Origin of the sequence: Fictibacillus barbaricus (assembly GCF_014635025.1) — a bacterium.
In the GTDB taxonomy this organism is placed as follows: Bacteria; Bacillota; Bacilli; order Bacillales; family Fictibacillaceae; genus Fictibacillus; species Fictibacillus barbaricus.
This window is the reverse complement of record NZ_BMCE01000001.1, coordinates 1,747,606-1,773,163: the sequence shown is the minus strand read 5'-3', so window position 1 is coordinate 1,773,163 and position 25,558 is coordinate 1,747,606. Positions and strand designations below refer to the sequence as shown.

The window sequence follows — 25,558 nt, the reverse complement described above, 5'->3', positions numbered from 1 at the left end:
TGAGAGACGGCACAGAAGCCGTCTTTTTTTATGCGTGCTGTACCCACTCTTTTAACAGAATCCCAATCTTCAGCTGCCTCTGCTTTTGTTTATACCAGTCTGTTAGACAGATTTTGTCCATATGTTTAACAGGTGAGTAATACTTTTCGGTATTCATATTTCTTCTGTACCAGTCTTTCGTTCCTTTTCTATGATGTTTTACAAGCGGAAAAGCCATTCGTAGCATTGGGGTTTCTCGTTTTTTTTCAGGATAGATAAACTTTTCAAAATCATGCCTCGAGCCGGTATGTGTGACTTTATCAGAAAAGAGAAGAATTTCTTCACTCCTCCTCGACTCAAAAAGAATGGCGTACAGCATTTTGCCTGTCTCAATACGGTTCTTAGTTCTTTTAAAGCCATGAACCGATATTCCATACACGTCTCCTGAGACTACAGGAAAGAGAACGGTGCTAAAATGCATATAGTCTTGCATGAGAAACGGAACACCTGAAAAAATACGTTCTTTATAAAACGAATGCTGTACGACCGGTTCATCAATTACATGCTGTTCATTTATGATCAGTGATGTACATAACCGTTTCAGATCTTTCTCTCTCCAGAAACGTTCCCATTCTATCTTCATAAAGTTCGAAACATGATATTTATCCAGTAAGTGAAATAAAGGGGTTCCTTCTCGTTTCGAATGTTCGTATAACAATAGCTGAGGATACGCATCTTGAAAAATAAGCCAGTTTGCGCGTTCATAGGTTAGAAACAGATGTTTTCTTGTATCAGCTGACAGTACTCTCGGAAGCCAGTCACCTTTAAGATCGCACATACTGTAACCGGCATTCCTCGAGACAAGACTTGCGAGCATCGACCACCTGATCTCAGGGTTTCGTTTGAAAAAGGAAGCATAGCTTACGGTACGTGAAATATTATCACGATTTTGTGAAATCGTCTCTTTCTCAATTGCCCGCAACATCTCTTCATAACGCTTTTTCACACTGATCCTCCCTTAGTTTTGTCCTATTTTCTATCGTTCACTTTCATGCTATAAAATATTTGTGTCGTATAAGAAAAAAGAGTAAACTATTCTTTATGAAAGATGCATTTGGAAAAAGGAGGCATAACCGTTTTGGAGAAAAAAGTTATTATTTATACACAAGAGACATGCCCTCCATGCTTCGCAGAAAAAGAGTGGCTAAAAGCAAACGATATTCCATTTGAAGAACGCGATATACGCAAGAACCAAGAGCACATGAAAGAAGTTATTGACCTTGGCGCTTCTGCTACTCCAGTTACAGTAATCGAGAGCATCGATGGCAAAGAGGTTATAATGGGCTTTCAAGAAGATGAACTTTCTCAACTATTAAAAAAGTAAAACATCTGCCGGCTATGTGTATCGTTCTTTTCAATGCGCATAGCCATCTTTCGTTGTAAAGGAGATGAATCATGGGTACCTTTCATTATCCCAACGGTAAGAAAGTAACTTCTATTGCGAAAAAGAAATCCTCATCTTCTATGAAAAGAGATATTTCATACAGCAACAGAGGAATGTCGTTAGAAGATGATATCAATCAAAGCAACGACTATTATCTTTTAACAAATCAAGCGATCATCCATAAGAAACCTACTCCCGTTCAGATCGTAAATGTAGAATATCCAAAAAGATCTGCAGCCGTTATTCGTGAAGCTTATTTTAAACTGGCTTCAACGACCGATTACAATGGGGTGTATAAAGGGAGATATATTGACTTCGAGGCCAAAGAGACGAAGAATAAAACGAGCTTTCCATTGAAGAACTTTCATGAACACCAGATCACCCATATGCAGCAGATCATAGATCATGGTGGAATATCGTTTGTTATACTCAGATTCTCATCAACAGATGAGAGCTATTTATTCGACAGCTCCCACCTGATCCATTTCTGGAAAGAGCAAAGCTTAGGCAGAAAATCGATCCCAAAGGCTGAAATAGAAGAAAAAGGACACTCTATTACTATCGGGTATCAACCTCGACTTAATTACTTACACATAGTAGATTCTGTCTATTTTTCTTCTTCGTTTTGATTGTTCATAAATTGTCAAAACCCGTCGAATAATTGTACATGCTAGTTTTTTTATGAAGTTGAAAGGTTGGTAAAACTATGTCAAAAGATTACCGAAGCCGTATGGAACGCCGACAATCAAGCGATGCTTCCAAACCGGCGAATAAAACGAAAACAAAAAAACCTAGACGCCGCAACTGGAAGAAGACACTTCTTCTGCTTGCAGTAGTACTAGGACTTCTAGGACTATTAACCATAGGTGCCATCGCAGCAACATCACCTAAACTAGATCCTAAAAAGCTTGAAACACCTGTATCCTCTAAAATTATGGATATGAACGATAAAGAAGTTTCACTTGTTTCCGGAAGTGAAAAAAGGATTCGAGTGAAGATCAACGAAATTCCAGAACCGGTACAGAACGCATTTATTGCGACTGAGGACGTTCGTTTCCGCCAACACAGCGGTGTTGACGTACGACGTATCTTTGGAGCAGCGTTCGCCAACGTAACGGAAGGCTTTGGTGCAGAAGGTGCGAGTACCATCTCCCAACAGGTTATAAAGAATACGATTCTTACTGATGAAAAGTCACTGACACGAAAAATTCGTGAAGCCTATCTTTCTGTACAGTTAGAACAGAAATATTCCAAAGATCAGATTTTAGAAATGTATCTCAATAAAATCTATTTTGGTAAAGGTGCATATGGTATCGCCACGGCAGCTAAAGTATATTTCAACAAGGACGTGAGTGAACTAGAACTTCAGGAAGCAGCACTTTTAGCAGGTTTGCCGAAAGCACCAAGCTATTATGATCCAACAGTTAACCCAAAAGAATCAGAACATAGAAGAAACGTCGTGTTGAACTTAATGGCTCAGCATAAATTCATTACCAAGGAAGATGCTGAAAAAGCTAAGAGTATACCTGTTAAAGATATGATCGTAGAAGGTGAAGTTAAGACCGAATCGCGACCATATGATGCTTATATCAAACAGGTTATGGATGATCTAAAAGATATTGAAGGGCTTGAAGAAGCAGATGTGTACTCATCAGGTTTGAAAATTTATACGAACCTAGACACAAATGCTCAACAAGCTACAGAAGATGTTCTAGAAGCGAAGTTAGAGAGTGAACATGAATTTCTGCAATCCGGTGTGGCGTTAGTTGATACAAAATCAGGTGCGATCCGTGCTGTCGGAAGCGGCCGCGGTGGTGAGTTGAGTAACTACTTCTCTTCAAAAATAACGCGTCAGCCAGGGTCAACGATTAAACCGATCTTAGACTATGGTCCTGCGATAGAGAACAAGCAGTGGAGTACAGCTCACATCTTAAAAGATGAACCAGTAGAACTTGGTGATATTACGATTAATAACTTTAACGATAGAAACGTTGGAGACATCACAATGCGCCAAGCACTTGTTGAATCAAAAAACACAACAGCTGTACGTGCATTCCAGGATGTTGGTCCTGAAGAAGCAACGGATTTTGCGAACAAGCTGGGCTTTGACTTAGATCCTGACACAACATATCCATCGTATGCGATCGGTGGATTTGAGGGTGGTATCTCCCCTCTTACACTTGCTGGATCTTACACAGCATTCGGAAACGGCGGAGTATACTCAAAACCGACAACAATCCGTAAAGTAGAATTCCCTGATGGCCGTACGATTGAAGTGGATTCTGAACCAAAAGCAGCAATGAAGGATTATACAGCTTATATGATCACCGATATGCTAAAAGATGTAATGGACAGAGGTACCGGCACCGAAGCAAACGTAAGTGGCCTAAACCTAGCTGGTAAAACCGGTACGACGAACTTTTCTAAAGAAGATCGCGATAAATATGGTTTACCAGACGGCGCAACAAAAGATGCATGGATGGCCGGGTATACACCTACCTATACAGCTGCAGTATGGACAGGTTACGCAGAAATGAAAGATAAAGAAGGAAATGGCCTGTATCTCAACGAAAACGAAGCAGATTACTCGAAACAGATCTTCCGCGATATTATGAGTCAGCTGGATCATAAGAACACTGACTTTAAAAAGCCAAAATCCGTAACAGAAGTGGCTTTGGAAAAAGGAACTGGGAAACGAGCTAGCGAATTTACGCCTGATTCTGAAAAGATCATCGAGCTATTCGTAAAAAGGATCAGATCTTCCTGGCATTAGTGATAAGTTTGAAAAGCCGTCTACGATCGAAGGTTTAGAAGCAACTTTCAATGAGAACAACAATGAGATCGAAGTAAAATGGAATTACGAGAAGAGTGAAGGTGTCACATTCAGAGTTCTCGCTAGTTATAACGACGGACCGATGCAGGAACGAGCAACGATCAACGATACGAAGTTTGTAGTTCCTACCCCTGCTCCGGGTAAGTACACGTTCCAAGTCATCGCGGTCGACAGCGAAAACAACACCGAAAGTGAGCCGGCAGAAACTTCTATTACAATAGAAGCTCCAGAAGGGGAAGGTCCTCCTCCTGGTGAAGGCGAAGGTGAAGGTGAACCGGTTACTCCTCCTGGCCAAGAGCCTGGTACTGAACCACCTGGTGAGGGTGAACCTGGTACTCCAGGTGGCGGTGAAGGCGAACCGGGTACCCCTCCTGGACAGGAGCCTGGCACTGAGCCGCCTGGCCAAGGTGAACCAGGCACTCCTCCTCCCGGGCAAGACGGAGGAGAAGACGACGGACAGGGTGCTGGATTACTCCCTGGATTCGATCAATAGAACAATAAGATAAAAGACTCATAAAGGTGAAGATGCCTTTATGAGTCTTTTTTTAGTATTGTGGAAATATTTGCTTTAACGTGAAATTACAGAACATTAAATGCGGATAAAAATTGAATTACCGTAGATTATCCATCGAGTGTTCAGCTCGAATAACATCAACTAATTCACCATAATAATAACCGTTTCAATAGTTAATGCGCCAAACCAGCTTTCCACTAATTTAATCGTATTGTGATCAACTAAATAAATCCAAAAAAAGGGATAACGAATGAAAGATTCCAATAGCTCCCCCCACCTAAGTCATATTGATCAAAACATCACTTATGTACTGCGCCTTAAAAGGATGACACTTTTCTTTTGCCATTCAGAAAATAACTCACTTAACTGAATAAATGACTGATAATGATCTGGCTGTTCTTCAACAAAGTGGAGTCTGTCTTCTGCATTTATAGGAAGATGCTTCAATTTTCTTAGCTCTTCTTTCCAGTTTATAAAGTCTTGTTCCATATCGCTATAGCCATTTCCTATAAATAATGCCTCTAGAAATCTCTTCAAAAAGTAGAGCATTGGTTCTCTTGCACTTTTTCTGTCACGATTTTTAAAGTAAAGAGAGATCTCCTCAGCTTTCTCACTCCACTCTAGAAATATCTGATCCAATTTATCTTTTTGTGTCATCTTGCATCACCCGCTTCCCTATAAAACAAAAAGAGCTTATCCTAAAGATAATCTCTTATCTATACATATTGTAACTCTTTAAAAGAGTGTATTCCAAGTTACGGGACCGACAATTCCGTCAGCTTTCAGTCCTTTTCGCCGCTTTACAAAAAAAGCTGGCTCATCATGACGCAGCGTCATTTGGGCCAGCATAGACATTCATACATATTTATTTAACCTTTTTCTTTTCCTTTTGATTCATCCGTTTCTTACCTTCACGGCAAATAGATAAAAGAGGACATTCCGGACAGTTCGGATTTTGTGCTTTGCAATGATATCTTCCAAAGAAGATTAATCGATGATGTGTCGCACCCCAAAGTGATTTTGGTATCTTCTTCATCAGCGTTTCTTCAACCTGTAAAACAGAATCCTTCCACCTGCAGATCCCAAGCCTTTTTGATACACGTTCAACATGCGTATCTACGGCGATCGCTGGTATACCATAAGCAACCGAAACAACAACGTTAGCGGTTTTTCTACCTACTCCAGGAAGCTTCGTTAACTCATCACGGTCTTTTGGGATTTCACCACCGTACTCGGTTAAAAGGAGTTCACTCAATTTTTGAATGTTTTTGGCTTTATTCCGATATAGTCCGATGGAACGAATATCATTTTGCAGCTCTTCGACCGATACTTTCAGATAGTCTTGAGGTGTCTTATATTTGGCAAATAGCTTTGGCGTTACTTTGTTGACTAATGCATCTGTACATTGCGCAGACAGAAGCACGGCTATCGTTAATTCAAAAGGATTGGAGTGATTCAGCTCGCAATGAGCGTCCGGGAACATATCCTCGATCTGTTCTAAACAAAATTGGATTTGTGCTTTGTTTAACATGTGACTTACCCCCTGTCATCAAAAAGAAGGCCCGAGTTTCATTGGCCTTCTAAATAGCTTTTTTACGATTCCAGCCAGTTGTATGCAGGTCTTTTTAAACCATTGTCTTTTCGCGGCTGATCGTGCTGACCAGATTTTTGCAGCTGTCTGACTCTAAATTTTTCCCCGTACCTCTTTGCATCATCTGGACTTCTAATGCCGTTTTTCTTCCACTCGAACAAAATGCGGTCAATATACCTGAAATTCAGTTTACCTGATAAAACAGACTCTTTCAGCGCTGAGAGGATAAGCTCTGGAGACTGATGATCTTCATCCATCCAAATCTTCAGCGTCTCAAGTTCCATTGGAGAAAGGGGGCGACCGAACTCTTTTTCAAAAAGAACGAACACGTTCTGTTCCTGTTTTTCTCTATAAACCTCTTTTTTAATCTGTTCTTCTTCTTTAAGGCTCTCAATCAGCCTGTTCCATAACGGCTGGAGCGTATATGCCTCAAAGTATACGCCTTTCTCTTTGTCTTCATACTGATCCATTCCGAGCAGCCCTCTGCCTATGAGAGATCGCAGCATGGATGCCATGTCATCGTTTGACGCTGTCATTCGTTCTGACAGCTCTCCAGGTGTCGGAAAGTAGTTTCCTGATTCTATAAAAACATGAAGCTGTATGAACAGCATGCATTCATTATCCGTTAAGCCAATACTTTTATAGGATTTCAAAAGCATATTAGGAATGCTGACAGATCCTTCTGCCATCCATCTTTCAAATAAAGTTCCGTTCATTCTCAAAACACCTCTTGTCCCATTATAGCACAGAAAACCTGCTTCATATTTTGTTTATAGACTCAGATACGTTAGTTAATTTTGTAAATTCAAATTCGAAAAAATGAAAAAGAAAATCCCCCTTGATTAGGGAGATTTTCACTTATTAAGGATATAGACGGTTAAGTAGACGCGGGAATGGAATCGTTTCACGAACATGTTCTGCGCCTGAGATCCATGCCACTGTACGCTCAAGCCCTAGACCGAATCCAGAATGCGGAACGCTGCCGTATTTCCTTAATTCTAAATACCATTTATAAGCGTCATCCGTAAGTCCATGTTCTTCGTAGCGCTGTTCCATTAATGCAAGGTCGTCGATACGCTGACTCCCTCCAATGATCTCTCCATACCCTTCAGGTGCAATCAGATCAGCACATAAAACAACATCATCACGGTTCGGATCAGGCTTCATGTAAAAAGCTTTAATGTCTTTTGGATAGTTTGTGATGAATACCGGTTTGTCAAAGCTTTCGGCGATCGCCGTTTCGTGAGGAGCGCCAAAGTCATCTCCCCATTCGATATCATCAAATCCTTTTTCTTTTAAAAGCTTGATCGCGTCATCATATGAGATACGAGGAAATGGTGCTTTCACGTTCTCAAGCTTCGAGATATCGCGGCCAAGTGTCTTTAATTCATTTTCACAGCGTTTGATAACAGACTGTACGATATGGGAGATGAATTGTTCCTGGATCTCGAGTGATTCCTCATGTTCAACAAATGCCATCTCAGGTTCGATCATCCAGAATTCGATCAAGTGACGGCGTGTCTTTGATTTTTCTGCACGGAAAGTTGGACCAAAAGAATATACTTTACCGAGTGCCATTGCCGCTGCTTCCATATATAGTTGTCCACTTTGTGAAAGATATGCATCTTCCTCAAAGTACTTCGTATGGAACAGAGAAGTCGTTCCTTCAGCAGAGCTCCCTGTGAGAATAGGAGGATCCACTTTCACAAAGTCATTGTTGTAGAAAAACTCGTTTACCGCGTGAATGATCTCGTTACGAATCTTTAAGATGCTGTGCTGACGTTTAGATCGGATCCAAAGATGACGGTGATCCATCAAGAATTCGGTTCCGTGCTCTTTTGGTGTGATCGGATAATCAACGGCTTGATGAAGTACTTCAACATCCGTTACTTCAAGCTCTACACCTAATGCAGAGCGCTCATCTTCTTTTACCGTTCCTGTAACGTAAAGACTGGATTCTTGCGTAAGTCCCTTTGCTTTTGCAAAGATCTCTTCACCAACTTCACTTTTAACAACTACGCCTTGAACAAAGCCAGTTCCATCTCGCAGCTGTAAGAAAGCGATCTTACCAGAAGAACGTTTATTAGAGAGCCATGCTCCGATCGTTACGGTTTTGCCTACATGTTCACTAAGTTTTTGAATAGTCGTTTTCACAAAATGTACCTCCACTGTACTAAAAATCAATATCTATCAAAAAATTATGAATGACTCCATTCTAAAAATCAATCTTTCTTTGTATTTCGATTGATGAAGCTCTCGATTCTGTCTAACGCTTCCATAAGCATATCTAAAGAAGTAGCGTAAGAGAGTCTCACATTGTCTGGAGCTCCAAAACCTGATCCAGGAACAAGAGCCACTTTTTCTTCTTCTAAAATGGCTTCGACCCACTCATCCACTGTTGAATATCCTGTCATCTTAACCGCTTCTGTTGCGTTCGGGAAAAGATAGAACGCACCGTTCGGTTTCACACAAGTGATTCCAGGGATTGTGATCAAGCGATCGTACACTTTATTCATCCGTTCTTCAAAAGCTTGACGCATTTCTTCTACAGGTTCTTGTGTACCGTTGTATGCAGCTAGTGCACCATGCTGAGATGTTGTAGTCGGGTTTGACGTACTGTGGCTATCCAAGTTCGTCATCGCTTTAATGATCTTTGCATCACCCGCCGCAAAACCGATTCTCCAGCCTGTCATCGAATGTGATTTTGATAAACCATTGATGATGATCGTTTGCTTTTTAAGTTCAGGTGATAGTTCTGCGATCGATGTATGTTTTACCCCGCCGTATACCAATTTCTCGTAGATCTCATCGGAAACGATAAGAATATCGTGTTGTAAACAAACTTCTCCGATCGCACGCAATTCTTCAACAGAATAAAGAGATCCTGTCGGATTGCTAGGAGAATTAAGAATTAATGCTTTCGTTTGTTTGGTGATGACTTTTTTCAGATCCTCTACAGTGATCTTAAACTGATTCTCTTCTTTTCCTTCTAGATAAACAGGTGTTCCGTCAGCAAGCTTTACTTGTTCAGGGTAGCTTACCCAATAAGGGATCGGGATGATTACTTCGTCACCTTCATCAAGAATCGCTTGAAAAAGCGTGTACAAAGAATGCTTTGCACCTGTACTTACAATGATCTCTGTAGGATCGTACGTTAGACCTTGGTCTTTCTGCAATTTGTTTGCGATAGCTTTCTTTAGAGGCAGAAGGCCGCCAGAAGCTGTATATTTCGTATGGCCTTGTTTCATAGACTCATATGCAGCTTCAATAATATGTATTGGTGTATTAAAGTCAGGTTCACCTGCCCCAAGTGCGATTACATTGTGCCCTTCTGCTTTTAATGCGTTTGCCTTTGCTGTAATTGCCAATGTAGTTGAAGGAGTTAATGCCTCCACACGTTTTGCAAGCTTCATACTAATAAATCCCTCCGCATTTTATTTTTGTTCTGATTCTTTTAAACGATAAATTTCGTAACGTTTTCCTGTTTCAAAATATCCATAATAATAAGTGTAGCGATCTTGATCATCTAAATAAACGACTTCCCATAATGGTATCTCATCTTCCATACCAAGCCGGATGTCGATGATTTCTTTTGCGTCATGGTTCGCCTTAACATAATCAATCATCTGACCTTCGGAAAGACCTTTTTTAGCAATCTCAGAATAGACCTTCTTATCTTCACCGACCCAGACGATCATATCTCTACCGTCTTCATTTTCACCTTCTACTACATAATAGGTTTCATTCTTAAAAAAGTGATCAACATTTTTAATCGATGCAAGGTTTTCTTCTTTCTTTGCGACCTCAACCGCTTCTGCTTCTTTCTTTTCAGGCTTGGCATTTACTTCGTTATAAAGATAATAGGCTTGCCAGCCTGCTAGAAATACCAGTCCAACAATAACAAGTATCCACTTCTTCTCCATATTTAAGCCTCTCTATGTGCGATAGATCGTAAAAATCATCTTATTTTTATTTTCGTCATCTAACGCCAGCCCAAACATTAAATCTTGGTGTTTTAATGTTTTGTTGAGTTCAGAAACTACTTTGTACAAATCACTTGACTTGTCCACCTTCAGTGTCGAAAGAACTTCAATTTTGCTTTCCACTGTTCTTCCTCCTATACTTTACAATCTTATCCCTGTTTACTATAGCAGAAATCTTGTGAAAGTGGTACTTTAGAATCCGAGAAAAAGGCGGAAAGTGTCTTAATGTATGGCTTATTTCCCGCTCCAGGATGCTCGCTTTCCGCAGGGAGGTGCGAGCGAGGAGGCTTGGGTGTTCGTCAGGGGAAAGGGAGTGAATTTCCTGTCTTACATGTCATTCAATAGTATCACTTAACAGAGCCTATAAGAAAAAGGAGAAGCAGCAATCCTTCTCCTTTTTCTTTATTCCATCCAATCATGGAGTTCTGAAACGAGTTCATCTATTGGTTTTATCGATACCGGAAGCTTTGGCAGAGACTGAATGAATGATTTACCGTATCTGGTTTCGATCATTCTGCGGTCAAATACAAACACGGCTCCTTTATCTCGAGAGCTTCTCACCAATCGTCCAAACCCTTGCTTAAACCGGATGATCGCTTGCGGAAGTGATAGATCGTAGAACGGGTTTCCACCTTCCATCTTCAGTTTCTCGCTTTTAGCTGCCATAACCGGCTGATCTGGCGGTGTAAACGGCAGTCTTATGATGACAAGGCAAGAAAGATCATCTCCAGGAATGTCTATCCCTTCCCAGAAACTGTTTGTTCCAAACAAGATGCTGTTATCAAACCGCTGAAAGTTCTTTGTCAGCCTTGCCCGGCTTCCTGAGTCCACACCTTGTGCGATTAAAACGAATTCTTCTTGATCCATCAGATTCTTAAATTCGGCATGTGTCTCTTTTAACATCTCATAAGAAGTAAAAAGTACGAGCATACGGCCCTTCGTCACTTTTGCAATTTCATAAAGTGATAACGAGATCTTAGATACAAACGTTTTTTGGTCCACTTCATTTATTAGGGGTATATCGGTAGGAACCATTAGTTTAGCTTGTTTTTCGTAATGAAATGGAGATGGCAGCTGTGCATTCATAGGACCGAAATCAAGAAGTCCTAACCTTTCAGACATATAACGGAACGTGTTCTTCACACTCATTGTTGCTGAAGTAAGAATTACAGAGCTCTTCTTTCCAAAAAATTTGTCTGCTAAAATCTGATCGATCTCTACTGGTTTTGCAAATAGTGTGACTGCATGTCTAGGTCCTTTTGATTCAGCTTCCATCCAGTACACTTCTTGAGATAACGGACAAGATAAGAGATGATGCAGGTCGTTCATCTCATCTTGCAGATCATTTATGATTCCTTCAATGTCAACTAAAAACCCTTTTTGCTGCACAGTTAAATGATCTTCATAGTTATCCAGACCCTTTAAGAGTCGTTTGACCGGCTTGACCAAATCTGTAATGAACTGGCGTGCACGTTCTTCCATCTCTAATACAGGTTCCCAAGCAGCTGTCTCAATATCATCTTTCGTATATCGAAGGGTTAGTTTGGTGAGCTCTGTGGAACGGGGAGATCTTGCTTTTCTTAAACAGATCGTCTTGATCTGTTTAAACATCTCGTCCAGTTCATTTTTAACATCTAAGAACAAACTATCCCAGTTCGCAAGATGGTTTTCAAACTTTGGTACTTCAAGCAGATCACAGATCTCTCTGAACGTGTTCATCATGCCATCGCCATCCGTTTGTGATAACCTGTCTAACAGCTTCACAAAAGAGAAATAATCCGTCTCTTTTCCGAAATGATCACTTACCACTTCTTCAACATGATGCGCCTCATCCAATACAGCTTCTTTATACGACGGCAAAAGCTGTGAATCAGACTTCAGATCAGTAAACAATAATGCGTGATTCGTGATCACAAGATCTGACTCATGCGCTGCTCGTCTCTGTTTATGGTAATAGCATCTTGAGAACCAAGGGCAACGATGGTTTAAACAAGAATTGGCATCACTTTTAACGGTGTTCCAAAATAGCTTTCCGCCTGATGCCATGGATAGTTCTTCGACATCACCTGTTTCTGTTTCTGTCAGCCAGATGATCAGCTGTGCTTTCGTAAAATTCATATCGTAGTTGTCATCATGATTGTCCATCAGCGTATGTTCGAACTTTCGCAAGCATAGATAATGATTTCTCCCTTTAAGGAGTGTCGCTGTGAAGTCAAAAGGCATGATCCTTTTAAGGAGTGGAACATCACGCTCTAACAGCTGCTGCTGCAATTGAACCGTATGGGTTGAAACAACCAGAGGCCGTTCTTTTTCCTTTGCATACCGAATGCCCGGAATCAGATACCCTAAAGATTTCCCAACACCTGTTCCTGCTTCGATCACCAGATGCTGACTCGTATGGAGTGCTTCATCAACAAGCTCTACCATCTTCTGCTGACTTTTTCGAACCTCGTAATGCTGCATATGCTGCTGAAGCTTTACAGCCACTTCCTCATCTTCGATCTCTTTAAAATCGTTTTCCTCTGTTGGGACGGTGTCGGGTCTTTTCAGAAGTGCAAGTTTACGGTAGAAGTCATACGTTTCTTCATCCGCTAAAAAGGCGGACTTCTCAGAAATCATATCCCCTACTATGCTTTCTAATGAACTTTGTAATTTCTTTAAAAAAGGAGTGAGACGCTCTAATGTCACCAACGGCAGATTCTCTAACTTTTCAAGAAGATGAATGAGAAGTCTTGCTGTAACTTCAGCATCGCTATCTGCCTGGTGAGGGTTCTCATGTTCAAGTCCGAGATAATCAGCGAGCATGCCCAGCTGATATCCGTCCGCCCCTAATAGAAGGAGTCGAGACAACTCAACCGTATCGATCAAAGGCATCGAAAGCTTGGAATAACCCGATCGGTCGAGCTCGCCTTGAAGAAAGGAATAGTCGAACATTACATTATGGGCAACAAAATAAGCTCCTTCTAACATCTGAAGGAGCTTTGGTGCCACTTCTTCAAACAACGGTGCATCTTTTACCATCTCATCGTTGATGCCGGTCAATTGTTCAATAAATGGGGGGATGGGAACGCCTGGCTGGATGAACGTCGAAAATCTGTCCGTTATCTGTCCTGCCTCAACGGCGACCGCACCAATCTGGATAATTCGGTCTCCTTTTGCTGCTGAATTTCCTGTTGTTTCAAAATCGATAACGACAAACCGCCGTGTCATAGCCTTCACCTCATTCCCCTGTGGCTCTATTCTAATCAAACATTAATAAACGGTAGCCTCAGGTTCAACTCCGAGCATTTCATGTACACGATTATCTTTATCCATAATTGCTACTTTCGGTACATGATGTTTTGCTTCGTTCTCATCATACATGGCATAAGAAATGACGATAATGGTATCGCCTTCTTGTACAAGTCTTGCTGCAGCGCCATTCAAGCACATAACACCAGATCCTCGTTTGCCGGGTATGATGTATGTTTCAAATCGTGCACCATTGTTATTATTAACAATCTGCACTTTTTCGTTCGGGATCATATCAACAGCATCTAAAATATCTTCGTCAATGGTGATGCTGCCAACATAATTTAAATTTGATTCAGTTACCGTTGCACGGTGTATTTTAGCTTTCATTAATGTACGGAACATGTTTCTTCCTCGCTTCCTTGTTTCAATAAAATAGGATCTAAGATGACATTATCAATCAATCGCGCTTTGCTGAATTTAACAGCTACAGCGACAATTAGTTTGTTCGTATCTGGTGTTGGAGGAAGAAGTTCAGGATACGATAAAATTTTGCAGTATTCAACAGAACCGCTCGTATGTTCCTCCAAATAGTTTATCATCTTTTGTTCGGTCTCACCACTATCACCGTCTAAAAGCCATTTCTTTGCTTTTAGTAAAGATTGGCTCAGATGGACTGCTTCTTTTCTTTCTTTTTCAGTTAAATACACATTTCTTGAACTCATGGCAAGGCCGTCTGACTCTCGCTTTGTTTCACAGCCGATCACTTTCACAGGAAAGTTAAAGTCATCAACAAGACCTTGAACGACAGCAACTTGCTGAGCATCCTTCAGTCCAAAATAAGCAAAATCAGGAGAAACGATGTGAAAAAGTTTTGTGAGTACAGTAGCAACTCCATCAAAATGCCCTACTCTGGTTTCACCGCAAAGTGCGTCCACTCTTTTATTCACAGAAACGGTGACTACAGACTCATCCGGATACATTTCCTGTGTTTCCGGTACAAAAAGAACGTCCGCTCCTGCTTCTTCTGCTAATTTTTTATCTCGATCTAAGTCTCTTGGATATCTGTCAAAATCTTCATTTGGACCAAATTGCAGCGGATTAACGAAAATGCTGACTACAACGAGGTCTGACTCATTTTTTGCACGTTCGATCAGCGAAAGGTGGCCTTCATGCAGATACCCCATGGTTGGAACGAAACCTACCGTTCTGCCTACCTTTTTTTCTTCTGCTACATAGCTTTGAATCTCTTGGATGCTGTTCATTAATTTCATGAATTGACTCCTCCGTACAATCTGTCGAGCGTTTCAGATTTCATATTAAAGCTATGGCTCTCTTCAGGAAACTGCATAGTCTTTACATCTTCTTTATATTTTAAGAGTCCTTCTACCATTACATCTTTAACGTTGCCATAGGTTTTCACGAACTTTGGTACATGGTGAAACCCGTAGCCGATCATGTCGTGATAGACGAGGACTTGCCCATCTGTATGTTTGCCAGCACCGATGCCGATTACAGGAATAGAAAGTTTCTTTGTTACGATCTCTGCAAGCTGTTGAGGAACACACTCTAATACGATCGCAAATGCTCCTGCTTTTTCTAGTAACAGACTTTCTTCAACTAGACGGTTTGCTTCCGCTTCTTCCTTTGCTTGAACACCATATCCACCCATTACACCGACCATCTGTGGAGTAAGCCCTAGATGACCCATCACAGGCACCCCGGCATTCGTTAAGGTTTCTACGGTCTGAACAACTTGTTTACCGCCTTCTACTTTGACTGCTGAAGCACCGCTTTCTTGCAAAATACGTCGTGCGTTTCTTAGGGTTTCGTCGATCGAACCGTGATACGTCATAAACGGCATGTCTGTAACGATAAAGGTATTCGGAGCACCTCTTTTAACCGCTTTTGTATGATGGATCATATCTTCCATCGTAACTGGGATCGTCGATTCATATCCCAGTACGACCATGCCAAGAGAATCTCCGACTAACAAAAGATCCATCTCTGCTTTTTCACAGATAACAGCCGTTGGGTAATCATAAGCTGTTACCATCGTGATTTTTTCGCCGTCCCTTTTCATTTTGAGAAAGCTTTTTGTTGTTTTCATTTTGTAGCCTCCCTGTTTTTTAACAGGGCCAGAAGTGCAAAAAACCTTCTTTCCAAAGAGGAAGAAGGCATAGGAAACATCCTAGACGTTTTGTTGTTTGCTCCCTCTGTCCCGGTCCTGATTTTGGATCTAGGCAGATATAAGGTTTGTGGTTAAAAAAAGATAATACTTAGTGCAGTTCCACACTTCGGATACCGCCTACGGATTTATTTTATCACGTACTTTACTCAAGGAGAAGGAATTTCAATGTCAGCTGAGTAGATCGAGTGTACCCTGCCTGTATCGTCTTCTAAAAGCAACACGCCTTCATCTGTGATTCCTTTTGCATAGCCAGTGATCGAACCTGTGACAGATCTTGCTGTAATTCTTTTACCTAAACTGAATGCTCTCGCTTCCCATAAGAGCTTAATAACACCAAATCCATTTTGAAGATACTGATGATACAGCGATTCTATCTCCTGTAAAAGGTATCCGATAACTTCTGCCCGCTTGTAGGTTTTGCCGCCTTCAATGGCAAGACTTGTAGCAATTTGTGCAATCTCTTCAGAGAAGTGCTTACTTTCTTGATTAACATTCATTCCGATTCCAACAATTACTGAATGGATAGAATCAGCTTCAGCTTGAAGCTCTGTTAATATCCCTGCGGTTTTTTTACCGTTGATCAAAAGGTCGTTCGGCCATTTGATAGCTGCTTCAAGTCCAGTTACTTTTTCGATCGCCTTTGAAGCAGCAACCGCTATTAGCAGTGTTAGCTGAGGGGCTTTTTGCAAAGGAATTTCAGGTCTTAATATTAAACTCATCCATATTCCCGTGCCTGCTGGTGACTGCCAGGCTCTTCCTAATCTTCCTCTTCCCCCTGTTTGTTCATCCGCTAGCACGATACTTCCTTCAGGAGCACCGTCTCTTGCTAAGCTGTATGCGATCTCTTGTGTACTTTTAACAGATGGCTGGTACACGATCTTTTTCCCGAACGATCCTTTGCCAGTGTATAAGGAAACCTCTTCGGCTGTTACGAGGTCTGGTGATGTAATTAACCGATATCCTCTTTTCTGAACTGCTTCTATCGAATAACCGTTATTACGGAGTTCTGATATGTGTTTCCAGATAGCCGTTCTTGAACAGTTCAGCTTATTACTGATCTCTTGCCCAGAAACAAACTGTCCTTCATTTTCAGTAAGCATGTGCAATAATGCTTCTTTCATTATGGCTCCCACCTTTTTATCCAATCCTTAAGCTCTGATTCTTTGAGGGCTAGATCTCCCTCCACAATTTTCTTTTCCATCTCATCAAAAAGTTTTCCGACCCAGACCCCTGGAGATTCCTGCTTGATTCTTATAATATCTTCCCCATCTATCGGAATATCTTTTCTGGATGAGATAGGGATGGTCCTGGCGAGTTCGTGAAGTCCTGCCAAATCTTCATCATAAGAACGGTTGTCTAACAAACTTTTTAGTAAAACAGAAGCTGATGCCGCTTCGATTCCGGCTCTGTATAGATCCATTCTTGTCCAAGTTTGGTTTTGATAAGCAGAAAGCAAATTCAGAACCTTTCTTATCGTTGTGTTGGGAAGCTTCCAACTTTTTAAGAATTCCTTGACATCCCCTATGTTTGAGAGAAGTATGACTGCAGTCCATCTTTGTTCTTCGTTTTGAAGTGAATTCCATCCAAAGTTTTTATAAGCTTCACGCTCATTTTCTTCTAACACGTAAGGCAAATATGTTAACACAGCACTTTGTTTCATAAATTCAAGTGCTTTTCCTGCCTGTTTTCCTTCTAATAGCTTTTTGAACTCCTCGGTAATTCGCTCCGTCGAAATCCGTTTTAGAAAAGATGCTTTTTCTAGGATCGCTTCTTCTGTTTCTTTTTCGATGCCCATATCGTATACGCTCATAAAGCGGCAGGCTCTCATAAGACGCAGCGGGTCTTCAGAAAACCGTAGATGAGGGTCTCCGACAGTCCGAATCTGACGAACCTTCAAGTCTTCTCTTCCTGAAAAGGGATCGATTATTTGGAAAGATCTATCCATCGCCATCGCATTGAACGTAAAATCTCTTCTCGAAAGGTCTTCTTCAAGATCATCAACGAACCAAACATTTGATGGCCTTCGATAATCTTCGTATTGACCCTCTTTCCTGAATGTCGTAACTTCATATGATATATGATTATGTCTTACAATCACGGTCCCATGTTCAATACCGACAGGAATCGTTTTAGGAAAGATGCGTTGAATGTCCTCGGGCTTTGCATTAGAAGCAATATCGATGTCTTTGATAGGCCGGTCTAATACATAATCCCTGACACAGCCGCCTACAAAGTAAGCTTTGTATCCATTACGTTCGATTTGCTCCAACACATACAAAGCTTCTTGAAACAACTCATTCATACCGTTTGATCCTTCAACAGAGAATAATAAATGTCTTCATAGACCGATACGATCCTCTCAGACAAAAAGTTTTCCTTTACATGTCTTACAGCATTTTCTCTAAAACGGTTTAATTTTTCGTTATCCGTTAATAGAGCAACCGCTTTTTCCGCCACTGCTTTTGTATCGCCGACTTCAACCATGTACCCTGTTTCTCCGTCTACAATAACTTCGGGTATACCCCCGATCCCTGTTCCGATTACAGGAACTCCACAGGCCATTGCTTCTAAAAGCACAAGTCCAAAGCTTTCTTTTTCAGATAATAAAAGTTTCAAATCACATATAGAGAACAATTCACCTACGTTCTCTTGTTTTCCTAAGAATAGAACGTCATCTTCTATTCTCAGATCTCGTACCAGCTCACAGGCAACAGTTAATTCAGGGCCGTTTCCGATCAATAATAACTTTGCAGCCATCGCTTTTCGGATTAGTGAAAAAGATCTGATCACATCTTGGATTCGTTTTACCTTCCGGAAATTAGAAATATGTACGATCACTTTTTCATCTTCTTCAATTCCGTATGTTTTTCTAAGTTCCGCATTATTGTCTCGCCTGTAATAAACTCTTTCATCCACAAAGTTATGAACAGGAACGATGTTTTTATTGATATTGAGAAGCTGTAAAGTGTCCTCTTTTAACTGATGAGAAACTGAAGTCACAACATCAGATTTTTCAATACCAAACTTAATCATCTCACTAAGTGATGGATCGTAGCCTAGCACGGTAATATCCGTTCCGTGAAGGGTTGTTACGATTTTGATCTTGTCGTTTAACAACTGCTTGGCTAATACTGCACAAACCGCATGTGGTACAGCATAATGGACATGGAGGAGATCTAGCTTTTCTCGTTTCGCCACTTCTGCCATCTTGCTGGCAAGTGCAAGATCATAGGGAGGATATTTAAATACAGAATAATGGTTCACTTCCACCTCATGAAAGTAAATGTTCGGATTAAATTTCCCTAAACGAAAAGGGAGGCTTGATGTAATAAAGTGTATCTCATGCCCCTTTTCTGCTAAAAGTTTCCCTAATTCGGTAGCAACTACCCCAGACCCTCCTACAGTCGGATAACAAGTGATGCCTATTTTTAACGTCATAGCTTACTCCTTATAGATTGTTGGTTACATAAGTTCGTTCCGTTATAAAACCTTCAGCATAGGAAACACCTGCTTCAAATCCAAACAGTTTATCACGAGCTTCAACACGTTCAATATAACCGTTTGTTAAGGGTGTATCGACACTGTCAGCTGTTTTAATAAATTGAGAAGGATATGCTTGCAGAGCTTTTAGCTTATAGGAATATGACTCAGTCACATCTACGAACAGCTCAGGTTTCTCTGTACTATTAATCAAATAGTAGAAAATATTCTTCACTTTGTGTGCAGGCAGATCCTCAGGGTCTTTCATATTCTTGATTCCTGAAGAAAAAACAGCTTCTTTTACAAGCTGAGCACAGTTGCCGTGATCTGGATGACGGTCGACCCAATATGGTGCAAAAACATATTCTGGTCTTACTTTTCGAATAACAGAAATTAGCTTCAGTATATGGTCATCTCGCATATACAGCCCGCGGTCTGGAAGTTGAAGGTTATATCTATTTGTTACTCCTAAAAGGGCAGCTGCATCTTTGGCTTCTTTTTTTCGAATAGGAACGGTGCCATTAGAAGAGAGTTCAGCTTCTGTTAAGTCACAGATGATCACATTACGGCCTCTTTTTGTTTCTTTTTTGATGGCAGCGCCCATACCTATCTCTACATCATCTGCATGGGCACCAAAGGCAAGCCAGCTTTTTTCATTCATTATCTATTCTTGCTCTCTTTCATCGATTATTTTTCGCCAATCCAGATCTCCGCGTTCGAGCGAACGAATAAACAGTTCTGCTGATGCCACATTTGTCGCGAGCGGAATCTGATACACATCACATAAACGCATCAAAGCTGATACATCTGGTTCATGCGGCTGGGCTGTTAATGGATCTCTGAAGAAAAGGACCAGATCAAGATCATTTTCAGCTATTAATGCTCCGATCTGCTGATCGCCGCCTAAAGGACCTGACTGGAATCTTTTAATCGGTAAACCTGTCGCTTCATTGATCTTAGTACCTGTAGTTCCTGTTGCAAACAAAGTATGCTTCTTCAAAATAGGTGTATAAGCGACAGTAAAGTTGATCATATCGTTTTTCTTTTTATCGTGCGCAATAAGAGCTATTTTCATATTATCTCCTCTTATTCCATAATATTTTCAAGGCCATACACAAGACCTTCGATATTCATGACACTCTCCACAGCTAATCTGACGCCAGGCATAAATGAAGTCCGGTTCATGGAATCATGACGGATCGTTAAAACTTGACCTTCACCGCCAAAGATGACCTCTTGATGAGCAACTAAGCCGGGGAGTCTAACACTATGGATCCTGATCCCTTGAAGCTGGGCTCCTCTTGCACCTTCTAGATCTTCTTTTTCATCGGGATGACCTTGTCTTTTTTCTTCTCGGACTTGTGAGATAAGCTGAGCCGTTTTTAAGGCTGTACCTGATGGGGCATCAAGCTTTTGGTCATGATGTTTTTCGATGATCTCGATATCCGGCAAATATTTAGCTGCCATCTGAGAGAACTTCATCATAAGAATAGCACCGATCGCAAAGTTTGGCGCAATGATCGCACCTGTCTTCTTTTCTTCAGCCAGATTAGTCAAACGTTCCAAATCTTCATTGGAAAAACCTGTTGTACCAATAACTGTTCGAAGCCCATGCTCTAAAGCGATTTCTAAATGCTTCTTACCGATATCAGGGCGTGTAAGATCAACGACTACATCTGCTTCTATTGCACCTATACAGTTCTCCATATCGTCATATACAGGAGCATCCATAGATTGAGGCGCCCCAGTTAAGTCTTTAACCTGCAGACCATCATTCTTAGAATCTACGGCTGCCACTAACTCAAGATGAGGTGTCTCATCGATCATTCTTAGTGCTTCTTGTCCCATCTTTCCGCGTGGTCCTGCTAAAATAATCCGAATGTTATTCATGAATCTCTCTCTCCTTCTTTAATTCGTGTCCATCTGTCTTTATCACGCGTTTCAAACTTGTTCATTACTGTACTCAGCGCTTCATCTAAATCTATATTTAAAGAATTGGCAAGGCATATTATAACAAAGAACATGTCACCCAGTTCTTCATCGACAGTTTTAGCGTCTTCTGTTGATTTTTTGGGCTTTTCACCATAATGATGATTAATCTCACGGGCAAGTTCACCTAACTCTTCCGTTAATCTTGCAAGCATAGCAAGCGGGCTGAAATAGCCTTCTTTAAATTGTGATATGTATTGATCTACAACGTCCTGACTCTCTTTTAAGGTACGGTTGGCCATGATGTTGACACTCCTCATTCAATATTATTCTTCTTTATGTTATCGGTAATTTTTCTGTTTGACAAATTTCATGAAAATTTGATTATAATAGGAAGGCATGCACGAAGACTGTTGTCGTACTTAGAAGGAAAAGAGGCATTATATGAGTTATCCAATCAAATTAAAGAATATCTTTTTTATCCTGTTCGGTTCTGCTATCTTCTCGTTTGGAATCGTTCATTTTAACATGACAAACAATTTAGCAGAAGGAGGTTTTACAGGGATCACCCTTATCCTATATTTTCTGTTCTCGATCGATCCCTCCTATTCTAACCTGGCATTAAACATTCCGCTGTTCTTTGTCGGCTGGAAGCTGCTCGGGAAAAATTCCTTTATCTATACGGTTATTGGGACGGTTGCTGTTTCTGTTTTTCTATTTATTTTTCAGCGCTATTCTTCCATTATGATCGATTTGAAGGAAGATATGACACTTGCTGCCCTCTTTGCAGGAGTATTTATCGGAGTAGGTCTAGGAATCATCTTCAGATTTGGAGGCACAACCGGGGGTGTCGATATAATCGCAAGACTCGGTCATAAATTTCTAGGCTGGAGTATGGGTAAAACGATGTTTATCTTTGATTTCATGGTTATTGCCATCTCTCTTGTATACCTTGATTACCGTGAAGCGATGTATACACTCGTTGCTGTATTCATCGGAGCAAGAGTGATCGATTTTATGCAGGAAGGTGCTTATGCAGGAAAAGCTGTTATGATCTTTTCAGACAAGAACACTGAGATTGCTGCTGATATCATTAAAGAGCTGGACCGCGGGGCTACTATCCTAAATGGAAAAGGGTCGTTTACAGGAAGTATACGTGAAGTTTTATATTGTGTAATCGCAAAAAACGAAATCGTACGCTTAAAGCAAGTGATCGAAAGAATCGATCCGCATGCTTTTGTTACAGTAAATGATGTGCATGAAGTTATTGGGGAAGGCTTTACACTTGATGCTGATAAGAACCCGATAGGAAGATAAAATAAAAAACTCCCGAAACATCGGGAGTTTTTTTAGTCGTCTTGGTTCATTCCTAAGAACATGAAGATAAATCTTGCTAGTTCCAGAAGTGCTATCAAAGCACCTGCTACATATGTTAAAGCAGCCGCATTCAATACTTTACGAGCACCATGTTCTTCATTATTTCGGATTAATCCAGTGGAAACAATCTGGTTCATCGCACGTGAACTTGCATTAAATTCAACGGGCAATGTTACGAATTGGAACAATACGGCGACAGACATGAAAATGATACCTAAAAGGAACAAATTCATTGCTCCGAGGAGCATTCCGCCAAGTATTAATAAAAACGAAAAATTCGATCCGATGTTTGCTACAGGGACTAATGCATGTCTAAATCGCAGGAAAGCATATCCTTCTGCATCTTGAATCGCATGCCCTACTTCATGGGCTGCTACTGCAGCACCTGCGATCGAACTTCCATAATAGTTATCTTCTGATAAACGAACAACCTTTTTACGAGGATCATAATGGTCAGATAACATACCTCTTACAGGTTCTACCTGTACATTATAAAGCCCGTTCTCGTCTAAGATCTCTCTTGCTACTTCAGCACCAGTTTTCCCAGTACTATTGGCAACTTTCGAATACTTTTTGTACGTGCTTTTCACTCTCATCTGAGCCCAGATGGGAACAATAAGCAAAATAGCGAAGTAGATTAAAAATCCACCCATTGTTGGCATTCCTCCATATAAAAAGCTTTTGTTACAAACAGTTTACGTTTTCCGTTCATTGTTTGTCAAAGAATATGCATGTCTTACCTTTTACCGGGTACACGCATTTCTTCTTCTTTATCACCTTTATATTTTCTCCAACCGACATAAAATAATGTTGAAGAAATAATGCCTCCGATTGAGAAAATAAGCCAGAACAAAGAGGGCTCTGAATTATCTTTTTTAGCAAAGAAAAGTGCTTCAAAATCTGCTGCTGCCGTCTTAAGCTGTTCTTGATGCTCGGTTTCAGTCAATATCAGATTACGGTTAACATCCACATATGATACATGTTCATCCAATTTTTCGACTTCATCAGCAGAAAGATCTACCAATAGCGCTGGTCTAACCGTTTCATAACGTTCTAACAAAAGGTTCGCTGCTTGATGAAATGCGACAGAATCTTCATCACTGATCCCTTTTTCCATCGTGATAAAAGGTTCTAACATCATCAGCCCTGTTTTTTTCCATAAAGGCTCATAATCGGTTTGAAGTGCGTCAACTAACAGCCTGATTTCAGTCAGTTTGTTTAACTTTTTCTCTTTGGACCACTCGGGATTCTGAAGAGACGATACAGCATCTGAAAACGTATATTGGACGATTCGCTGCTGGTCGGGGCTTAAGGATAGAACGTCCTGTATGTGAACAATATTTTCTGATGTGAATTTCAAGACATCAGCCGCTTCCTGATAGCGCTCTATCTTACCAAGCTCCCAAATTTCACTTGTTAGTTCATTTATCTCAGACCACTCTTTTACTTCTGTATGATTTGATGCAAATGCCGGCATAGAAAGTCCAAAAACCATAAACAGAACTATAATTGCCCATCCTAACCTTCTCATCCGTTGTCCCTCCTGTACCCTTATACTAAAACGTATGAGAGCTGGGACAAGGTTAGACCTAAATTTACGCTTAAACTAAAGACTCCTGATTTTCCAAACAATAAAGATCGAGAGTGCCGAAAGCCAGAATGTGAGGTAACCGATCAGATCTTGATAAGGTTCGAGCACTGGATACCTTGGCATCATATCAAATACATAGTCGATGATTTCGTTATGGAACAGCCATACAGCAGCAAGCCCAACATGCCAAACTTTTATTTTGTAGTAAGGGGCGTATAAGAGACCTTGCACGGCCATTCCTAAGTGAGAAAAAATAAGCATATAGCTTATAAAGTCCAAGGGCGGTCCGACGATCGCTCCGCCAACGTTCATACCGACTGCCCATATGCCGTACTTAAAAAGGGTTGCAACAGCTAAAGCTTCTATCCAGCCCAATTGCTTTTTGGTTAAAAAACCAATGATCACGAACACAAAGAATAATGAAGCCGTCGGGCTGTCCGGAACGAAGGGCAAGAAGTACCATGGAGTCTCTTGCAATTGATAGTTGTACCAATAATATCCGTAGATCGTGCCAAGAATGTTGATCCATAGAAGAGCGATTAAAAACCATCGCTCCATCAGGATTGTTCGTATCCACGACATATCACATACTCCTTTACATTTAGAAAAAAGCCGACCCTTACCGAGCCGGCTTTTTCATCATTACTTCTTCTCAAGTTTGGAGATGAATTCTGCTAATTGCTTTAGCTCTTCATCTGAACCTTTGAACGCATTTGGCGGCATGCCAGGCGGCTTACCTTCTTTAGCGATCTTCATAATCTCTTCAGGCTTTAGACCTGTTCCGATCAAGGAAGGACCAGAAGCTCCACCAGATAAGGTGTTACCGTGACAGCCTACACAGCTTTGCTTCTGATAGATCTGATATCCTGGATCGTTTTCGTCAAAGCTTACATCAACGATCTTACCTTGAGTCTTAGCTTTTTCCCAGTCATGTGTCACAACGGATTCCCATGTTAAGTATGTAATCGAAATCAGACCCAATAACATTAATCCTGTTGCGACTGGACGTTTAGAAGGACGTCGCTCCAATCCTGTATCAAGGAATGGCGCCAGCATTAAAGCCCCAAATGCTAGACCCGGTATAATAACAGTACCGATAAGAACATAATCCCCTGCCGCATACTTGTACTTCAGAAGCTGGTATAAAAATAAGAAGTACCAGTCTGGTAGAGGAATATATCCAGCATCGGTAGGATCCGCTTTTTTCTCCAAAGGAGATTCATGGACGATTGTCAATATGAGGTATCCAATTAAGAATACAGCTCCTACCATCCATTCTTTTAAAAGAAAGTTTGGCCAGAACGCCTCCGTTTTTCCTGGAAACTCCGAATAGTCTTTTGGAATATTCGGTTTGCGCTCAGCAGGGACACGTGAGTCACCGACAAACTTCATTCCTTTACCGCGATGCATATATT

At 40.9% G+C, this 25,558-nt stretch carries 29 protein-coding genes; 5 read left to right on the top strand and 24 right to left on the bottom strand.

Features of this window, described 5'->3' with window-relative positions; genetic code table 11:
- Positions 1–28: 28 nt before the first annotated feature.
- Positions 29–985 (bottom strand): DUF2515 family protein, encoded by a 957-nt coding sequence (locus tag IEV52_RS08870; RefSeq protein WP_229754219.1) that lies wholly within the window; start codon positions 983–985, stop codon positions 29–31.
- Between the two features lie 132 nt (positions 986–1,117).
- Between IEV52_RS08870 and IEV52_RS08865 the strand changes: the two genes are divergently transcribed.
- The 4 genes from IEV52_RS08865 (at position 1,118) to IEV52_RS08850 (ending at position 4,749) form a co-directional block, all read left to right on the top strand.
- Entirely contained in the window at positions 1,118–1,363 is a 246-nt protein-coding gene (locus IEV52_RS08865; RefSeq protein ID WP_188402084.1) for a glutaredoxin family protein, read from the top strand.
- A gap of 71 nt (positions 1,364–1,434) precedes the next feature.
- A complete protein-coding gene (gene recU / locus IEV52_RS08860) occupies positions 1,435–2,052 on the top strand; it encodes a Holliday junction resolvase RecU (protein WP_188402083.1) in 618 nt (205 codons plus the stop codon).
- Positions 2,053–2,129: 77 nt separating this feature from the next.
- Positions 2,130–4,196 (top strand): transglycosylase domain-containing protein, encoded by a 2,067-nt coding sequence (locus IEV52_RS08855; RefSeq protein ID WP_188402082.1) that lies wholly within the window; start codon positions 2,130–2,132, stop codon positions 4,194–4,196.
- A gap of 142 nt (positions 4,197–4,338) precedes the next feature.
- A complete protein-coding gene (locus IEV52_RS08850) occupies positions 4,339–4,749 on the top strand; it encodes a hypothetical protein (RefSeq protein WP_188402081.1) in 411 nt (136 codons plus the stop codon).
- A 324-nt stretch (positions 4,750–5,073) separates the two neighbouring features.
- Here IEV52_RS08850 and IEV52_RS08845 read toward each other — a convergent pair whose 3' ends face one another.
- The 19 genes from IEV52_RS08845 to IEV52_RS08760 form a co-directional block, all read right to left on the bottom strand.
- The gene (locus tag IEV52_RS08845) at positions 5,074–5,427 is read right to left on the bottom strand and encodes a YpoC family protein (protein ID WP_188402080.1); all 354 of its coding nucleotides are present in this window, start codon (positions 5,425–5,427) and stop codon (positions 5,074–5,076) included.
- A 78-nt stretch (positions 5,428–5,505) separates the two neighbouring features.
- Positions 5,506–5,625 carry a peptidoglycan-binding domain-containing protein gene (locus IEV52_RS22750; RefSeq protein ID WP_373869403.1) on the bottom strand — a complete coding sequence of 40 codons (120 nt, stop codon included), beginning with the start codon at positions 5,623–5,625 and terminating at the stop codon, positions 5,506–5,508.
- 10 nt (positions 5,626–5,635) lie between these two features.
- Entirely contained in the window at positions 5,636–6,301 is a 666-nt protein-coding gene (gene nth / locus IEV52_RS08840) for an endonuclease III (protein WP_188402079.1), read from the bottom strand.
- 62 nt (positions 6,302–6,363) lie between these two features.
- Complete coding sequence (locus IEV52_RS08835; protein ID WP_188402078.1) at positions 6,364–7,077, bottom strand: DnaD domain-containing protein; 714 nt, start codon at positions 7,075–7,077, stop codon at positions 6,364–6,366.
- Between the two features lie 145 nt (positions 7,078–7,222).
- Positions 7,223–8,515: an asparagine--tRNA ligase gene (gene asnS, locus IEV52_RS08830; protein ID WP_188402077.1), complete on the bottom strand. Its 1,293-nt coding sequence runs from the start codon at positions 8,513–8,515 to the stop codon at positions 7,223–7,225.
- Positions 8,516–8,583: 68 nt separating this feature from the next.
- Positions 8,584–9,774 (bottom strand): pyridoxal phosphate-dependent aminotransferase, encoded by a 1,191-nt coding sequence (locus IEV52_RS08825; protein ID WP_188402076.1) that lies wholly within the window; start codon positions 9,772–9,774, stop codon positions 8,584–8,586.
- Between the two features lie 21 nt (positions 9,775–9,795).
- Positions 9,796–10,284, bottom strand: coding sequence for a cell wall elongation regulator TseB-like domain-containing protein (locus tag IEV52_RS08820; RefSeq protein ID WP_188402075.1), 489 nt, complete (start codon positions 10,282–10,284; stop codon positions 9,796–9,798).
- A gap of 12 nt (positions 10,285–10,296) precedes the next feature.
- The gene (locus IEV52_RS08815; RefSeq protein WP_082820684.1) at positions 10,297–10,467 is read right to left on the bottom strand and encodes a YpmA family protein; all 171 of its coding nucleotides are present in this window, start codon (positions 10,465–10,467) and stop codon (positions 10,297–10,299) included.
- Between the two features lie 279 nt (positions 10,468–10,746).
- Positions 10,747–13,554 carry an ATP-dependent DNA helicase DinG gene (dinG, locus tag IEV52_RS08810; protein WP_188402074.1) on the bottom strand — a complete coding sequence of 936 codons (2,808 nt, stop codon included), beginning with the start codon at positions 13,552–13,554 and terminating at the stop codon, positions 10,747–10,749.
- Between the two features lie 42 nt (positions 13,555–13,596).
- Positions 13,597–13,980, bottom strand: coding sequence for an aspartate 1-decarboxylase (gene panD, locus IEV52_RS08805; RefSeq protein WP_188402073.1), 384 nt, complete (start codon positions 13,978–13,980; stop codon positions 13,597–13,599).
- On the bottom strand, positions 13,965–14,849 hold the full coding sequence (panC, locus tag IEV52_RS08800) for a pantoate--beta-alanine ligase (protein WP_188402072.1): 885 nt from the start codon (positions 14,847–14,849) through the stop codon (positions 13,965–13,967). The genes panD and panC overlap by 16 nt, the downstream gene beginning before the upstream one ends.
- Positions 14,846–15,685 carry a 3-methyl-2-oxobutanoate hydroxymethyltransferase gene (panB, locus tag IEV52_RS08795; protein ID WP_188402071.1) on the bottom strand — a complete coding sequence of 280 codons (840 nt, stop codon included), beginning with the start codon at positions 15,683–15,685 and terminating at the stop codon, positions 14,846–14,848. The genes panC and panB overlap by 4 nt, the downstream gene beginning before the upstream one ends.
- A gap of 227 nt (positions 15,686–15,912) precedes the next feature.
- Positions 15,913–16,899: a biotin--[acetyl-CoA-carboxylase] ligase gene (locus IEV52_RS08790; RefSeq protein WP_188402070.1), complete on the bottom strand. Its 987-nt coding sequence runs from the start codon at positions 16,897–16,899 to the stop codon at positions 15,913–15,915.
- Positions 16,887–18,068 carry a CCA tRNA nucleotidyltransferase gene (locus IEV52_RS08785; RefSeq protein WP_188402069.1) on the bottom strand — a complete coding sequence of 394 codons (1,182 nt, stop codon included), beginning with the start codon at positions 18,066–18,068 and terminating at the stop codon, positions 16,887–16,889. Before IEV52_RS08785 ends, IEV52_RS08790 begins: the two co-directional genes overlap by 13 nt.
- On the bottom strand, positions 18,065–19,204 hold the full coding sequence (gene bshA / locus IEV52_RS08780; RefSeq protein WP_188402068.1) for an N-acetyl-alpha-D-glucosaminyl L-malate synthase BshA: 1,140 nt from the start codon (positions 19,202–19,204) through the stop codon (positions 18,065–18,067). The genes IEV52_RS08785 and bshA overlap by 4 nt, the downstream gene beginning before the upstream one ends.
- 10 nt (positions 19,205–19,214) lie before the next feature.
- Entirely contained in the window at positions 19,215–19,907 is a 693-nt protein-coding gene (gene bshB1 / locus IEV52_RS08775) for a bacillithiol biosynthesis deacetylase BshB1 (RefSeq protein WP_188402067.1), read from the bottom strand.
- A gap of 3 nt (positions 19,908–19,910) precedes the next feature.
- Positions 19,911–20,321, bottom strand: coding sequence for a methylglyoxal synthase (mgsA, locus tag IEV52_RS08770; RefSeq protein WP_188402066.1), 411 nt, complete (start codon positions 20,319–20,321; stop codon positions 19,911–19,913).
- Positions 20,322–20,332: 11 nt separating this feature from the next.
- Entirely contained in the window at positions 20,333–21,136 is an 804-nt protein-coding gene (gene dapB / locus IEV52_RS08765; protein ID WP_188402065.1) for a 4-hydroxy-tetrahydrodipicolinate reductase, read from the bottom strand.
- Positions 21,133–21,477 (bottom strand): nucleotide pyrophosphohydrolase, encoded by a 345-nt coding sequence (locus IEV52_RS08760; protein ID WP_188402064.1) that lies wholly within the window; start codon positions 21,475–21,477, stop codon positions 21,133–21,135. Before IEV52_RS08760 ends, dapB begins: the two co-directional genes overlap by 4 nt.
- Positions 21,478–21,619: 142 nt before the next feature.
- Between IEV52_RS08760 and IEV52_RS08755 the strand changes: the two genes are divergently transcribed.
- The gene (locus tag IEV52_RS08755) at positions 21,620–22,492 is read left to right on the top strand and encodes a YitT family protein (protein ID WP_188402063.1); all 873 of its coding nucleotides are present in this window, start codon (positions 21,620–21,622) and stop codon (positions 22,490–22,492) included.
- A 32-nt stretch (positions 22,493–22,524) separates the two neighbouring features.
- Here IEV52_RS08755 and IEV52_RS08750 read toward each other — a convergent pair whose 3' ends face one another.
- The 4 genes from IEV52_RS08750 to IEV52_RS08735 all read right to left on the bottom strand — a co-directional run bounded on the left by IEV52_RS08750 (position 22,525) and on the right by IEV52_RS08735 (position 25,553).
- A complete protein-coding gene (locus IEV52_RS08750; RefSeq protein WP_188402062.1) occupies positions 22,525–23,205 on the bottom strand; it encodes a zinc metallopeptidase in 681 nt (226 codons plus the stop codon).
- Between the two features lie 83 nt (positions 23,206–23,288).
- Positions 23,289–24,083 (bottom strand): sporulation protein YpjB, encoded by a 795-nt coding sequence (locus IEV52_RS08745; protein WP_188402061.1) that lies wholly within the window; start codon positions 24,081–24,083, stop codon positions 23,289–23,291.
- 75 nt (positions 24,084–24,158) lie between these two features.
- The gene (gene lhaT, locus IEV52_RS08740; RefSeq protein WP_188402060.1) at positions 24,159–24,725 is read right to left on the bottom strand and encodes a lipoprotein heptaprenylglyceryl N-acetyltransferase LhaT; all 567 of its coding nucleotides are present in this window, start codon (positions 24,723–24,725) and stop codon (positions 24,159–24,161) included.
- 60 nt (positions 24,726–24,785) lie between these two features.
- Positions 24,786–25,553, bottom strand: a complete 768-nt coding sequence (locus IEV52_RS08735; RefSeq protein ID WP_188402059.1) for a menaquinol-cytochrome c reductase cytochrome b/c subunit — start codon at positions 25,551–25,553, stop codon at positions 24,786–24,788.
- Positions 25,554–25,558 lie beyond the last annotated feature (5 nt).

Coding starts and splice junctions, on each gene's coding strand:
- panD (WP_188402073.1), bottom strand. CDS start 13,980: ATGTTCCGTACATTAATGAAAGCTAAAATACACCGTGCAACGGTAACT.
- IEV52_RS08750 (WP_188402062.1), bottom strand. CDS start 23,205: ATGGGTGGATTTTTAATCTACTTCGCTATTTTGCTTATTGTTCCCATC.
- IEV52_RS08735 (WP_188402059.1), bottom strand. CDS start 25,553: ATGCATCGCGGTAAAGGAATGAAGTTTGTCGGTGACTCACGTGTCCCT.
- IEV52_RS08820 (WP_188402075.1), bottom strand. CDS start 10,284: ATGGAGAAGAAGTGGATACTTGTTATTGTTGGACTGGTATTTCTAGCA.
- dapB (WP_188402065.1), bottom strand. CDS start 21,136: ATGAATAACATTCGGATTATTTTAGCAGGACCACGCGGAAAGATGGGA.
- IEV52_RS08850 (WP_188402081.1), top strand. CDS start 4,339: ATGCAGGAACGAGCAACGATCAACGATACGAAGTTTGTAGTTCCTACC.
- dinG (WP_188402074.1), bottom strand. CDS start 13,554: ATGACACGGCGGTTTGTCGTTATCGATTTTGAAACAACAGGAAATTCA.
- IEV52_RS08745 (WP_188402061.1), bottom strand. CDS start 24,083: ATGAGAAGGTTAGGATGGGCAATTATAGTTCTGTTTATGGTTTTTGGA.
- nth (WP_188402079.1), bottom strand. CDS start 6,301: ATGTTAAACAAAGCACAAATCCAATTTTGTTTAGAACAGATCGAGGAT.
- IEV52_RS08825 (WP_188402076.1), bottom strand. CDS start 9,774: ATGAAGCTTGCAAAACGTGTGGAGGCATTAACTCCTTCAACTACATTG.
- IEV52_RS08755 (WP_188402063.1), top strand. CDS start 21,620: ATGAGTTATCCAATCAAATTAAAGAATATCTTTTTTATCCTGTTCGGT.
- lhaT (WP_188402060.1), bottom strand. CDS start 24,725: ATGTCGTGGATACGAACAATCCTGATGGAGCGATGGTTTTTAATCGCT.
- IEV52_RS08835 (WP_188402078.1), bottom strand. CDS start 7,077: ATGAACGGAACTTTATTTGAAAGATGGATGGCAGAAGGATCTGTCAGC.
- bshB1 (WP_188402067.1), bottom strand. CDS start 19,907: ATGAATGAAAAAAGCTGGCTTGCCTTTGGTGCCCATGCAGATGATGTA.
- IEV52_RS22750 (WP_373869403.1), bottom strand. CDS start 5,625: ATGTCTATGCTGGCCCAAATGACGCTGCGTCATGATGAGCCAGCTTTT.
- IEV52_RS08760 (WP_188402064.1), bottom strand. CDS start 21,477: ATGGCCAACCGTACCTTAAAAGAGAGTCAGGACGTTGTAGATCAATAC.
- IEV52_RS08845 (WP_188402080.1), bottom strand. CDS start 5,427: ATGACACAAAAAGATAAATTGGATCAGATATTTCTAGAGTGGAGTGAG.
- mgsA (WP_188402066.1), bottom strand. CDS start 20,321: ATGAAAATAGCTCTTATTGCGCACGATAAAAAGAAAAACGATATGATC.
- panC (WP_188402072.1), bottom strand. CDS start 14,849: ATGAAATTAATGAACAGCATCCAAGAGATTCAAAGCTATGTAGCAGAA.
- bshA (WP_188402068.1), bottom strand. CDS start 19,204: ATGACGTTAAAAATAGGCATCACTTGTTATCCGACTGTAGGAGGGTCT.
- IEV52_RS08855 (WP_188402082.1), top strand. CDS start 2,130: ATGTCAAAAGATTACCGAAGCCGTATGGAACGCCGACAATCAAGCGAT.
- recU (WP_188402083.1), top strand. CDS start 1,435: ATGGGTACCTTTCATTATCCCAACGGTAAGAAAGTAACTTCTATTGCG.
- IEV52_RS08785 (WP_188402069.1), bottom strand. CDS start 18,068: ATGAATGAGTTGTTTCAAGAAGCTTTGTATGTGTTGGAGCAAATCGAA.
- panB (WP_188402071.1), bottom strand. CDS start 15,685: ATGAAAACAACAAAAAGCTTTCTCAAAATGAAAAGGGACGGCGAAAAA.